Annotated in this window: 7 protein-coding genes; all 7 read right to left on the reverse strand. The window is 44.5% G+C overall.

Going from position 1 to position 14442, the window contains the following annotated elements:
• On the reverse strand, positions 1–3266 hold a 3266-nt coding region (locus KKA81_14385; protein ID MBU2652114.1), incomplete at its 3' end, for a hypothetical protein.
• Positions 3267–4142: 876 nt separating this feature from the next.
• Positions 4143–4373, reverse strand: a complete 231-nt coding sequence (locus KKA81_14390; GenBank protein MBU2652115.1) for a hypothetical protein — start codon at positions 4371–4373, stop codon at positions 4143–4145.
• 183 nt (positions 4374–4556) lie between these two features.
• The gene (locus KKA81_14395) at positions 4557–8870 is read right to left on the reverse strand and encodes a T9SS type A sorting domain-containing protein (GenBank protein ID MBU2652116.1); all 4314 of its coding nucleotides are present in this window, start codon (positions 8868–8870) and stop codon (positions 4557–4559) included.
• Positions 8871–8893: 23 nt separating this feature from the next.
• Entirely contained in the window at positions 8894–9040 is a 147-nt protein-coding gene (locus tag KKA81_14400) for a hypothetical protein (GenBank protein ID MBU2652117.1), read from the reverse strand.
• 151 nt (positions 9041–9191) lie between these two features.
• Entirely contained in the window at positions 9192–11003 is a 1812-nt protein-coding gene (locus KKA81_14405) for a tetratricopeptide repeat protein (protein ID MBU2652118.1), read from the reverse strand.
• A gap of 278 nt (positions 11004–11281) precedes the next feature.
• Positions 11282–11920 (reverse strand): T9SS type A sorting domain-containing protein, encoded by a 639-nt coding sequence (locus tag KKA81_14410; GenBank protein MBU2652119.1) that lies wholly within the window; start codon positions 11918–11920, stop codon positions 11282–11284.
• A gap of 1 nt (position 11921) precedes the next feature.
• Positions 11922–14390 (reverse strand): C10 family peptidase, encoded by a 2469-nt coding sequence (locus KKA81_14415; GenBank protein MBU2652120.1) that lies wholly within the window; start codon positions 14388–14390, stop codon positions 11922–11924.
• Positions 14391–14442 lie beyond the last annotated feature (52 nt).

Raw genomic sequence — 14442 nt, forward strand, 5'->3', positions numbered from 1 at the left:
CCGGTTCCCGAGTAATTGATGGGAGAGGAGACGTAATGGAATTTCCCGGAACTAAGGTAGCGTTTGGCGGTAACGGAGCCGGAAGAAGAGCCTGTGATGATGACGGAGCCGGTTCCGGATTCAGAGCTTTCTATGGTAAAACTAGCCGCATCTTTTGCATCAACAATGGTTAAATTTCCTTCAATTGTGAGTGATTTACCTGGATTGATAATAAGTGAGGCACTGGTACCCAATACAAGATCATAACATGTCGCAGCCGCTCCATCGTTTATTATTGGGTCATTAACTACGTTTGGAATAACTACATCGTTTGAGCTTCCGGGAATGGCATCAATATCCCAATTGGAAGATGTGTTCCACTCATGATCTGTTGTTCCATTCCAAGTAAAAATCGTTGAAGGAGGATTGGTACCCTGTAAATATGGATATCCATTATTATATGAGCTATTTATAGTCCATGTACTAGTGAAATCCCATCCTGCATTAGAAAATGTTGATTGGGTTTTCATTTCCGAAGTGTTTTTCCCAACAATACCGGTTAAGTAATTTCCTCCGGCACCCACTGTAACTATATCTGTATTCCAAAAGCAAGCTGATGGTCCCGGATTAACACTATTGTAGTCAAGAAAACCGTATGATGTGCCACTTGCAGTAACGGGGCTAACACTATAACAATTTGAGATAGTAGCGTTTCCATCACTATTTCTTCCTACAAATCCACCCACATTTGTTGATGAGGGAGCATTAACTGAGCCTTTACTAAAGCAATCGCTGATGGAAGTTCCTGTATTGACATTATATCCCACAAAACCCCCAATATATCCTGTTCCAGTTGACGATACATTTCCCAAAGAATAACATTCTGCGATTATACCACCGTAATAATTATAACCAGCAAACCCACCAGTAAAACTAGTAGTACTGCTAACATCAACATTTACGTAGCAATTTGAAACTGTATTGGCTTGTGTAATTCTACCAATTAGTCCACCAACAATGGATGCTCCTGATGCAGTACCTGTAGCATAACATCCTGAAATTGCGGTAGAATTGGTTAAGTTTCCTGCAAGCACGCCAACATATTGATCTCCAGTAACATTGGCATTTTCAATTCCAATGTCTTGAATGGTAGCACCATTAGTATATCCGAATAAACCTTGATAATATGAAGAAGGATTGTTTATATATAGACCAGAAATTACTTTTTCATTACCATCAAAAGAACCAGTAAATGCTCCAATATAAGATGCAGAGCCACTAATATATCGGTATCCTGAAATTCCGATAGGAATAAACCCAATTCCACCGTTCCAAGAAGAAGTTGAAGAAGCATTGATGTTATCTGATAATTGGTAATATGCATCCCAATCCCACAAAGCATATTGTAACCAAGCAAGATTATCAACTGAAGCGATCAGGTATGGATCACCTGATGTTCCTGATCCACTGGGTGCAGTGGAAGACATTTGTGTATACTCGTAAGCTCCCATGTCAGGATTTGTACCTGCCGGTAATGGTCTTGAGTTTCCATCAATATCATCTGAAGGAGCCCCTGTGGAAGTACCGGAATTGATACAAGGAGAATTAACCAAAAGTGAAAAATTGCCAGAAGTAGTAGGAGGATCATTCTGAGCATCAATCCCCTGGGTGAATTTGGGATCAATCCAAATGATATTACTTCCTGTCATGCTTCCAAAACCTTGATTTACAATGCAATTATTATATGTAGGAGTACAACCATTATGATATATTTGCGAACTTGCAGAACCGTGGTCATAGTTGTTATATAAAATACTATTTGTCACGGTAGCAGTGAGTGTTCCGTTATCTTCAAGGAAATAGATTGCACCACCTCCAGAGCCTCCTTCATCAACTGTTAGACAATTGCCAGTGAAGGTGCAATTCATAATTTGTATGCTTAATATTGAGGAAGATCCTCCATTGTCACAGTACATTCCACCGCCACCTCCTTCATAATCGTAGTCTGAAGATGTTTGCTTATTTCCAGTAACAAGGCAGTTTGTGAAGGACATATTATTAGTGAAACTTCCGGTGCTATAATTATAAATTCCTCCGCCTCTACGCACTGCGGTATTTCCTTGTACCTTACATTTTGAAAAAGTTGGACTACATGTCCCATAATATCCTTTATTGATTATGGCACCTCCGTTGTATCCAGCCGAATTATTGGTGAATGTACATCCAGTAATTTCTGGTGAACATATTCCATCATTGCCAATGTTGAATAAAGCTCCTCCATCACGATTCGCACTGTTGTTATTAAAAGTACAATTGTTAATTGTCGGACTACATACACCATAAACACTTCCAGAATGACCAGCCCAGTTCATTATTGCACCTCCTCCGTACCATGAAGAAGACGTTGTTGTAACAGAATTGTTTTCAAAGGTGCAGGATGTAATACTTGGACTACAGATTGCTGCTATGACATCCCCACTCGCAACATAAGAATTATTTACCATTGCTCCACCTTGTCCACGGCTTGTATTGTTGGTAAATTCACAATTAAGGTAGGTTGGATTTACAATTGCGTTATCTCTATAAGCATAGTTATAAACTGCACCGCCACGACCAACATTATCTGTTTGAATTGTTGAATTATCACTAAAAGTACAATTAGTAAATGTTGGACTGGCTGTTCCTTGATTACCATAATTATACATACCGCCACCATGCCACTCTGCATAGTTGTCTAAAATATTACAACTAATAAACTGGGGGCTACTGGTATTTCCTGCTGTGGCTTGATTATTGATACCTCCACCTTTTTTGTCATCACTGGATGAAGAATTGGCGTAACCTTTAGTTATTGTAAAGCCATCCAAACGGGTAGATGAATTAGCATCACTATATGTTACCACATGGTATGAATTATCTGTATCAGTTCCCTGTGTTCCAATATCACCGCTAAGAATGGTTTCATTAGCTTCTCCTACTCCATAATTGGTTCTCTGGATTGTGGATGTTTCGGTTCCAGCAAACCCTCCATAAACAGCAACTCCACTAACCATTTCAAAGTAAATGGTTCTTGTCGTTGTTGCTGTGGGATAATAAGTTCCTTTAGCGACCCAAATTTCATTACCTGATGTTGCTGCCGAGATGGCAGTTTGTAAATCATTGTATGCATCTTCCCATGAGCTACCATCATTATTGCCTGTTGCATTAACATCAACAAAGATTTGAGCATCAAGAGTAATTGAAAACACCAATAATAATGCTGTAAAGAAAAGCGTAATTTTTTTCATATAACAGGTTTTTTATTAATTATTCTAAATTGTATTTCTTTGTTGCTATGTTCGTCCAAAAAAATAAAAATTTCTCTGGCTATGTGAGAAATTGTGCTGATAGATTGTCATCAAACAAAAAACCCTCCACCCACAAAATCCATTTTGTGCGATGAAGGTAATTTCTCGTTGAATTGTATCCTCACGTACCCAATAATTAGCCTGGCTAATATACAACAAGGATACTATGTAATCAAGTAGATTGTATATTATTTTCGGAAATTTATTAACAATTTACGTGAATAGGGAAGGGGCGGGGGGTGAGTTACTTAGGGTAGGGAGAGGGGGGAAAGGAGAGGGGAGAGGGGAGAGGGGAGAAAGGAGAGATGAGAGATGAGAGATGAGAAATGAGAAATGAGAAATGAGAAATGAGAAGGGAGTGGGATGGCTTGTGCCTTGTAGCTTGTGACCTGAAGCTTTCGGCTTGTGACTTGAAGCTTGCGGCTTGTTACCTGAAGCTTGCGGCTTGTTACCTGATTCGTCACCCTTCAGCTTTGTAAGTTGTTGATTGCCGGACGAGGCACCGGTTTGGTTAAGGACTGTTGTTAATAACTTCTGAATGGCACGCAGTTACCGGGAAATTTATGGCGCTGCAGCAGATCAAATTCAATCCCATGCAAAAAAGAAGAATACCCTATTCCGGAAAATGTAATCTCTCAATCAATGAAAAGATAGTATGCCCTTATCTTCACACTCACACTCACACCCCAACTCCAGCAACCAGTGCCTAGTTCCTAGTGCCTAGTACCTAGTACCTAGTTCCTAGTTCCTAGTTCCTAGTTCCTAGTACCTAGTACCCAGTACCCAGCACCCTGTGCCGAGCGAAGCCGAGGCATCTCACTCCACCAACGCTTTTCTCCTCGCCCTATACACCTTCATCCCGGCATATCCCAGTCCAAGCGATAAGAGTATGGCAATCCCGCCTTCAATGGGTGCACCGCCTCCGGGGACGTTACCTGAGGAGCCATGTCCTGGCGGTGGTGGCGGGGGAGAAGTGGCAAAAGCAGTTCCTGATACGAAAATGGTCAGAAATAAGGCTATGATTAGGGTTGAAATGAGGTGTTTCATGGTTATATTGTTATTATGTTTGACTTGATGTATAGAGGGTTACTGGGTTACTGGGTTACTGGGTTGCTGGGGTACTGGGGTACTGGGGTACTGGGGTACTGGGGTACTGGGGTGCTGGGGTGCTGGGTGTCTGGTCATTTTGCTTTTTTGTTTAATCAAAGTATTAGTAGCTGGGCCATATTGCTATTTATCAACATATACTTTCCCGGATTTGTTCATTTTTTCGCTTATTAGCTGCACTATGTAAATCCCATTTTCGAGGTTTACAGGGATTTGCTGTAGTCCGGAATTATTTAATTTTCGGCTTTTCAGCAAGCGCCCGCGGGTGTCGTAGAGATTTAAGGTACAGTTGGTTTCGGGTGCAAAGATACTAATTATATGGTTATGATAGTACACATAAAGCTCATTTTCCTGCTCCGGATCAGCAATACTCACCTGTCCTGTATGGATGACAAAGCGGTTTGGGTCATCCCAACTATCTGAAATAAAGTGATATGCAGGATTTTTGCTGAGGTTCTGAACGACCCCGGTCTTCAGGTCGCTCAGGTATACCTCAGGGCTTTCGATCGATTTTTCTTTGATCATCTCCAGGACAAACTCACCTGCTTCATTCTTCTCAAATCCAAAGGGGATAGCCTGTACCTGGGTAAAATCCTTCACAGCGTAGGTGGATAATGGCTCACTCCCTTTCATCGAGTAAAATTTGGGCGCATATCCTGCGTAAAATTTCGAGTCACAGTCTGGATTAAAGCTTCCCGATGCGGCTTCATGCGGCATGATCCTGCTTTCCTGGGCCGATCCGCCTCCTGCTTCGCTGACTTTCAGGAATATACCCAGAGTTTCATCGGATTTGTAAAATGCAGTGGAACTGATCAGACGGGCATCCGGGGGAATACTAAGCTGTACGGTAACATTTGCATAAATGCCTTCTCCTAAAGCCATAAATGCATTGGTGGCCGGGATGATATCACCGGGCATCAGATCGGTATAACTCAGGTTTGCCCGGTTCCATATCTTTGCAATATCCGCAACACCATCCAGCATCCAGCTTGCTCCGGCACCGTTCCATCTTATGGCGCAGGCAAAGGGATTGCCCGTCAGAACATAGGTGTCTTGATTTATGCTACGGCTCCAGCTTACGCCGCCAACATTGAGTTCACCGCTGAAAACCTGCGTTTTGTCCTGCTGGTAAGCCACCAGGTAGCCTGTTGCTTCTTCAAAATTGGTAATGCTGTTTTCCGGGAGTTTTTGATTCAGCCAAAGATCCAGTCCTCCATCATAACCAAAGAAATCATAATCATCGCCGCCGCCCACCGGTGTCCAGTTTCCGGATATCTCAGCGTTGATCACCGGAGAAGAGACAAAATGATAGTCGCCCGTGCCATTTACCCAATCACTGGCTGCAATATAGCGCTGAAAGACTCCCCTTACGGCGGCATTATTGTGTAAGAGGCTTCCTGTCCCGGTATTGTCGCTGAGAATAAGCAAACCTGCTTCCAATCCCGGGTTAATAATGCTTGCGGTAACATGCAAACCCATCCCCGGATTAATGGTCAGCTTGGCACCGTTCTGTATGGTAAGATTTCTGCATGTTGCATCGGGAATGTCAACAATTACCTGGTGAGGACTGGTAATACTGGCATTTGTAGCGGAAGTGGGGACATATCCCGAAGCCCAGTTACCCGGATTGCTCCAGTATTGATTTATCAGGCCTGACCAGGAATTAATCATTTCGAATTCAATGTCATCTACATACAGAGAGTACATGTCCGCATTGCTGAATCCGTGCCAGCCAATATAATAAATGCCTGTTACCGATGGGGTAAGCTCACACTCTGCTGTTTCAAACATGGTATTGGTGATGTTGGTGTTGCTGAAAATAGCGGAGGATGTCATGGCTGCCGAGTTGTTTGCATCGCCGTATTTAACTTCCAGTTTATGGGGTCTGGTTTCATCATCAACAGCGTAGGTGAACCCAAGCCTGTAGGTAACACCGGCTGTAAGACTGATCGCGGGTGTAAAAAACCAGTCGTCCATTGCTTCCGTGCCAAACGAATAGGTTGCCATCATATAAGAGTAGTTTTCCCATGCAACTCCGTTCATGTTTGCATCTTCCACTGTCCATCCACCGGGTAAGAGTGGTGGTTGGTAGCTATCGAAGTTTTCACTAAAGGGAACGTTCAGCATGACCGGGGTGATGTTCAGCACTCCGGAGATATTTGTTGTGCCATTCCAGAATCCGCCTCCGGCATCACTATAGCCTCCATAGACGGGGGCATCGTTGCACAATGTGAAGCGGCTGGCATAATAATACGTTCCCTGGGCCAATCCGGTTCCCAGTGTGGCGACATATTCATGATGGTTGCCGTCGCGCTGGTTAAAGGTAGCTTCTTCCCAGTCGCTCCAGGTAGAAGGATCGGTGTCCTGGTCGCTCCAGCCAATATAACAAACAATGCCCGTTGATGCGCTATCTAAGCTTGTAACATTCGGAACCTCAAGCCTGGCGTATATTTCCGTGGTATTGCCGTCCATTACATCGACCGTATCCGGTGAGTGGATATTTGCCCAGCTAACGCTGTTGTTGCTCACGGTCAATTCCCCGGACACATAATAGTTTCCGTCCCAGAAATCACCACCACCGACGGAATAACCTCCGTACTGGTAATTACCATCGGTGATCCTGAAACGGCTTGCAAAGTAATAGTCTCCCGCATCAAAATCCCCGGAGATCAAGGCCGTATATTCATCGTTGTTGCCGTCGTCACCGCTGTAACTTGCTTCAACCCAGTCCGACCAGGTAGATGGATCCGTATCGGAGGTACTCCAGCCTATCCAGGCTTCTATGCCCGCTCCCTGCCCCTGTCCTGTGGTTACCCCGTTTTCACGTACCTGAGCGGTTACACTTAGGGTCGTTCCTTCCGGTGCCGTCGCGGAAGCTGGGGATTCCAGGTTGGCCCAGTCGAGCGTAGGAATGACATAGGCTTCTTCATAGGCTCCCATGGTGGGAGTAGTGGCATCACGTGTGACTCCGAGGTAATCGGTGGTTACAGCGGCCAGCGGTGTGGCTTCATCCAGTACAGGCGACCCGGTTACAGGCTGAGGCTGGCTGGATGAACGGAACAGGGGATCAACAGCCAGGGAGTTATCGTCTTCTCCGGTTGCTGTTTGCCATTGTTCCAGCGTAGTTTTATCGGACGATAGGTAACCCAAAATGCCCTGTGTTCCTGATACATAATAGTCGTTGTAATCTATTTCCGTGTAGATGGCACTGCTGGATGTTTCATTATATATGGCATATGCTTTGGCACCGCTGTGGTTACTGTTGTAAATGCTGTTGCAGAAGATATTGTTCCGGATATCAAGTCCTGTTGGTCCGTTATCAGTGTAAAAGGCGGCAGATTTGGTTGCTGAGTTTTTACTGTATGTCCCGTAAAGGTTAACAGTGTTATAGTATATTTTTATTCCATCGTTTGCGCCATAAATATATATTCCTAATGTTCCGTAAGTCTCGGGACTGCTGTCGCCCGGCCCTCCGATATCATAGATCAGGTTATTATACAAAATTATACCGCATGATGCAGAAGTGTTATACGCCCTTATGCCCTTGACGCCTCCGGTGTTGCTGTATATTCCGTGAATCGTATTTTCGGAAACTTCCGTGTTGAGCACTCCGGTATGGATCCAAATACCATTTAAGCTGTTTTTGGTGCCGGTAAAATTTGTTATATTATTATGGCTGATTTCAGCACCGTCGGCATATTCCACGTAAATACCGGTATATCCTATGGAGCTTGAGGTGGTTCCAAAGCTATTTCCGCTGATCACGAGGCCATCGACCCAACCGCTGGAGTTTCCTTTGACGTAGATCCCGTAATAAGCATCGTTTATGATATTGTTTTCAAAAGTGTTGTTGTCATTATCCGGGCCAGGATAGGAGGTGCCAAGGTTGGAGCCACCCAGGTATATTCCATAGCTGTCTCCATCTTTATACCCGGTTTTAATGATGCAATTTCTTATGGTATTGTTGGTACATCCCAATCCTGCACCGGTGCTGGTAAACTGTATAGCTGCCACCTGGTTGTTCCAGTATGAATTCTCAATAGTCAGATAATGTCCCGAACCACCGTAACTTCCGTCGATGGTGACTCTGTCTGCTCCATTCAGTTGTACGATTCCACGACTGAATGTGCAATTTCCTGCAATTCTGCGCTCTTCCGCTGCATCAGGCCTGATGGTCAGGGTGTATGGAGCGGCAAATTCATTAAGGGGGATGGAACCGGTTTCGGGGGTATTGGAGGTGATATACACGGTTATATCCCCTGTTACCGTTCCGTTGTTCAGCGCTTTGAACAACCCGGCATCACTATCCTGGGTGAGGGAGGTATACGTTTGGTCGCTCCCTACATAAATATCTCCGCTGAAATCTGTTGTTTCTGCGAATGAGTTCATTATAAAGGCTATTGCCAAAATTAAAGAGAGGGTAAATGCTTTTTTCATCATTGGGTTTTTTAATTAGCTGCTTATTCTTTTCCGGTTTGAAGCTGATTATCCTCAATATCCGGCAGATGCATGGAAGCCAGCAGTTTACGCAGTGCTTCGTTTTCTGCGGATTTTTCCATCAGCATACGCTGAATTTGTTCGGCGATTTCTTCTTTGCTATGTGACATACAATTGATCCCGTTTTTTTGGCCGGTTTGCAAATATGCGGGAATGGAAAGGGGTTGAGCAAGAAATGAGGGCATACAAAAACAATACGTGACCGTTAAGAGACGGTCACATTATTGATACAGGTTTCATAAGTTACAAGGAGAGAGGTTTTTAGAAATTCATCAAAAAATTAATCAGGTTCTCCTCATTATTGGACAGGTTCAGTTTTTTTCGCAGCCGGGTTCGGGCTACATTAATGCTATGAGGTGTCTGATGGGTAATGGCAGCAATATCTTTGGTGGTCATATTCAGTCGTAAAAATGCACAAAGTTTTTTCTCGTTGGGGGTTAGGTCTGGGAATGTCGCCTGCAAACGGTCGTAAAACTCACTATGTACCTGGGTGAACCGGATTTCGAATTCTTTCCAGGCTTTATCATTTTTCATGGTTTTCAGGTGATCCAGGATATCTCCCAGCTTTTCCGGTGGCTGATCGGCTTGCAGCATCTCTTTTACAGATTCCGTCATGCGGCTGACAGTTTCATTGTTCTGAACGATGCACATGGCATGATAAGCCAGCTCGTTGTTCTTCAGTTCCAGGTCCTTATGCAGGTTTTCAGCGTGTTGTTCGGCAATAACCTTTTGCTGCCTGAGGTTGGCCGCCCGAAAGCGGAAGATGATCAGTGTCGAAGCCAGCGCTGTGGCAACCAGGCTGAACAGCACCCAAAGGAATGCATGGTTTTTTCTGCGGAGATCGGCATCTTTTTTCAGGATATCGTTTTCATGTTGTATCTGCTCATTTTCATAACGTGCCCTGTATTCGGCCAGTTTCTTGCTGCTTTCGGTAGTAAAAACAGAGTCTTTCATTTCCGAAAAACTCTTATATGCCGATAAAGCCTGGGTAGCTTGTCCGGTTTTTTCATAAACTTCCGAAAGGTCTCTCAGGTTGCTCATTAGCAATGGCTTAAGCTTGCCTGATTTGGCCAGTTCCTGACTTGTCTCAAAGTAATTCAAGGCTTCCCGGTAATTGCCAATTGACAGATAATATTTCCCCATGCTCCTGTACAAGCGTGCGAGGTCATGATCAAGTGCCCTTGCCTGAAAGAAGGGGAGAGCCTGCTTAAAATAGGATAGGGCAAGGTTATGATTATCAAGTGCTAACCAGGTCTCGCCAATATAAGCCAGCCGGCGGCCAATTTTGGCTCCATCACCCACTTGTCGTTCAAGCTCCAGTGCTTTTTCAAAATAATCCAGGGCTTCGTGATATTTTTTCCATGTCAGGTATGTCGTGCCTATATTGCTCATCCTGACGGCTATACCGGCCTTGTTACCCCTTGTTTCGTCAATGCGCAGTGCTTCGGTATACCAGGAAATGGCCTCATCGTATTTGCCCCATAACTCATATACTTTCCCGAGGTTATTGTAGGCTGTGGAAAGATAGGTAGTGACTCCGGCGGCCCTGTCAATCTCCAACGCGCTTTTAAAATGATCTGCTGCCTCTCCGTAATCGCCCCATTCAGTGTAAATATATCCAAGGTTGTTATGAGCTGTGGCTATTTCATCCTGAAAATTTATTTTTATAGCCAGATCCAGCTCCTTCATGAAATAATAATAGGCTTTCCCGCTTTGATCCATTATATTATAACAATAGCCGATATCCCCAATTCGCCGGATATAGTCAGGATCTTCCTCTCCGTTCATATCAAGAACTACCTCTGCCGATGCGGCATAGTAATCAATAGCGCCGGTAAAATTTTCCAGGTAATACGTAGCATCCGCGAGGATTTTCAATGCCAGGGCTTCCTGTTTGCGGTAACCGGCCTTTTGAGAAAGGGCCAGCGCCTCTCCAGCGTACTGAAGAGCTTCCGACGGATTGTCCTCAGCAATTTCCTGGGCAATGAGGTTAAGCAATTCTACTCTTTCCCTTCCGCTTGTCCCTGGTAACAGCTGAAGCAGACTATCGCTGCTGGCAGCGTGAGAAAGCATGCCAGTAGATAAAAGTATGAGAATAATGGACAGAAAGTGGCTTTGTCGTGTTAGTAAGCAGGAATAGTTCATCGTGTAGTTTTGTAAGTCCAAAAATAAACCTTTATGGCTTATCCCTGAGTGTTTTTTTTAAGGATGCTTTCTTAAATCACGGTTTATTAGAAATGCCAAAACCCCTCTGTGGTTCTCTGTGAAACCTCTGTGTAACTCCGTGTAATTATTTCACAGAGTACCACAGAGGTTTCACAGAGTTACACAGAGGGGTTTTTATTATCTTATTATAACTTTACTATCTGATTATAAGTCCAAAACGAATTTTTATGTTCCTGTTTTGACTGCCCGGAGTGGCTTAAAATGGGTAAAGGGAAGATAATCCTGAATACATACAATCCCGGTGCTAATCCTGAAACATTCAGGGTTTCGCTGGTTTTACCTTCCATAACTTTTCTTCCGGATATATCCAGGATCTGGTAATTGCCATTATAACCGGACGGTATGCCTGAAATACTGAGATAATCACCGGCCGGATTGGGATAGATCGTAATGATATGATTTTCAGGTGGGATCTCTTTTTCATTTAATGGATTGCCTACACTGATATACAAACAGGCCACTCCTGAATAAAGACCGTTAACAGTATCCTTTATCAGGTATTTTAGCTTTTTAACCCCTGAGAATTCAGGATCGGGCGTAAAAATGATCAGACTGTCGTTAAAATTAACCTGCATATCAATGGCATTAAAGATTTTAAGATAATGGCCTTCCATGCCATAATCATTGGCCAGTACGTTCACGGCAATGGTTTGTCCGGTCGCTGTTGCTGCATAATCATCAACCGCTACCGGAGGTTTTTCCTGGGTAAAACCATGGCTGCATAGACAAGCTATGAAGCATAATGTTGATATTTGAGTTTTCATCTTATGGCGTTTTGAGGAGCTTATGGATGCTCCGTTCATTTCCGCCAAGGATTTCCAGGAAATATAAGCCGGGTGGTATTGGGCTGATGTCCAGCCTTATCTTTTTATTTCCGGGTGAGATTTGTATAGGTGAACATATTTGAGTACCGTTGCAACCGTAAAAGGTTATCTGCATATTTTGCCGGGTTGGAAAAGAAAATTCAATAAAGACTTCCTCATGGGCCGGCAAAGGGTAAATGCATATGCCTTCTTCCTGTCCATTTTTTGCTATCCCGAAATTTCCGGTTTGATATTCCGCTTCCCACCCATCTGCATTGATATTGGCATCGGTTGAGAAATAAAGGAGCATAGCCCCGGAAGGGGAGTTCACAGGGGCAGGGATTTTCCTTCCTGTGAGGTCGGCAAGGAGGACAGGCGGATTTTGAGAAGGATCATAGATTTTGAGACGATCGTAACCGTTCTCAAGGTCAAAAGCAGTGAAAGTGAGAGTCAGATCAGTGGCTTCTGCCGGTTCAATGAGCCAGTAACAATCGCTGCCGTTGACATATTTTTTGCTGCCGCTACCGTCGCTGACCGTTCCTGCAGGTTCAGTGAGGATTACCGTATCAGAACAATATTCAGGATAAATAATCTCATACCGTAATGACCATCCATCGCCTGTTCCGGAACCATCGCTTGTAAAAACCATGGAAGCGGTCTCCGCAGGAAGAAGGATATCCGAAGGAAGAGTGCTTCCTGAAAGTATCGCTGCTGCTTCCTGCGTTGTATCCGTACCTGAAAATATCCTGAGATAATCGTGGTTTTCCTCGGTACCGAATGCACTGAAAACGATATTAATACCGGATATGCTGTCAACCGAAGGGTTATAGGGTTGTATCATCCAGGAGCAGTAAGTATTATCGGCATAAGGGTAGGGCCCGCTGTTATCAAACAACCACTGGCTGAGCCATGTATGGGAATTGACCGGCTGACAGAAAGTATACTCAAGGCATATATATTCTGCCATAAATCCCTGGCGGTTATCCTCCCCGTTTGTTGTAAACGTAACCAACACCTCGCCGGAATGGGCTATGATATTGATCTCATCGCTCTGGCCACTGAGTTCATATAGCAACGGAAAGGAAGTGTCCGGACCTTCGTAAATTCTGATCACATCAATGTTTTCCTCAGTATCCAGGGTTTTCATGGTAATAATAATCTGGCTGACATCAAGGTTGTCCGGGCTGATCAGCCAGGAGCAACTCTTATTTGGCAGATATGAGTATGGTCCACTGCCATCGGTGAAGGAGCCTTTGATATCGCTCAGGGTATCACATCCATTGCAATGGCATGGAAAACCCTGCCCGGGATGGATATTCGTCAGAGCAGCCTGCTGCGGGACAAGGTTATACCCAAAGGGAGTCAGTCCGTCGAGAAGATAGTACCCATCACCGCTGCCGCTCCAGCCAAAGTTGAAGTGAAAGTAATCACCCTGGTAACCGTCACAAACGAAGGAATGGCTTTCCCAGAAACTGCCTCCCCGGTATATGACCGGCATTCCTGCATCAATATTCAACTTTAGGCTGTCGGAATAGGCATCACCCACATCTGCACGCAGGATGTAACGCATGCCATCCGAATACCCGAAATAATCCTGCAGAGCCGGCATGCAATCAATGGAATAGGCTCCGGAACCATTGGAAGAGTAAGACGTGTTGATGCTCACTCCACAATGGAACATCAGCTCCGCGATGGCATCATTGGAATAATAGTGGATAGCGTCGCACATCTCTTCCCAGCGGTAGATAGTATTACCGAAATCTGCCTTTATGGTATCGTAGTGCGTGCTGAAGTAAGCATGACTGCCGCTTCCCTGAGCCGGCCAGCGGTAATAATACATCACCTGGGCCATGGCCGTTGCCACACATCCTGCATAGGCGTGGCCTCCGGGTCCATCGGGATCGGCCGGACAGTATTTGTTGTATGGGTAGTTCTGGTTCCAGGATGAGGTAAGAAGAGGTACCCCTTCGCTCCTGAACAATGCTTCCCTGTCTGCCGGAATCATACCATTATATAATAGGTCCCAATTTTTATCGTTCGTTTTGCTGGCTTCCTTGTCAGGCAACAATCCTGAAATTAATTCTTCTGCATACTTTTTCAGGAAATAATCCAACGCGGGTGGAAGATTTGCAATATCGAAAAATCCCTCCGCTGAATACCCCAGGATGGGAGGGAGGTCGCTATCGGTGGATAGAAGCACAAACCCTTCCTGGAATCCGGCAATAAAAAATACGGGGAGATCCTGAAAATAATATGTTGAAAGTTCGGGCTGCAGGGATGCGTTTGAAGTCATATCCCCGACAGTGAGGATATGACAATAAAAGTTCTCTGCAACGATGGCCGCTTTATCCCGTTCAACGGGATTTGCGTTGATTCCGTTACTTAGTAACAGACAGATCAGTAATGATATGACTTTCAATCCACGACCCATAACTTAACAATTTCCTGGATTAAGTTACAATTGAATTAACCCGTTTGCAATA

This window comes from Bacteroidota bacterium, assembly GCA_018831055.1.
Lineage (GTDB): Bacteria > Bacteroidota > Bacteroidia > Bacteroidales > B18-G4 > M55B132.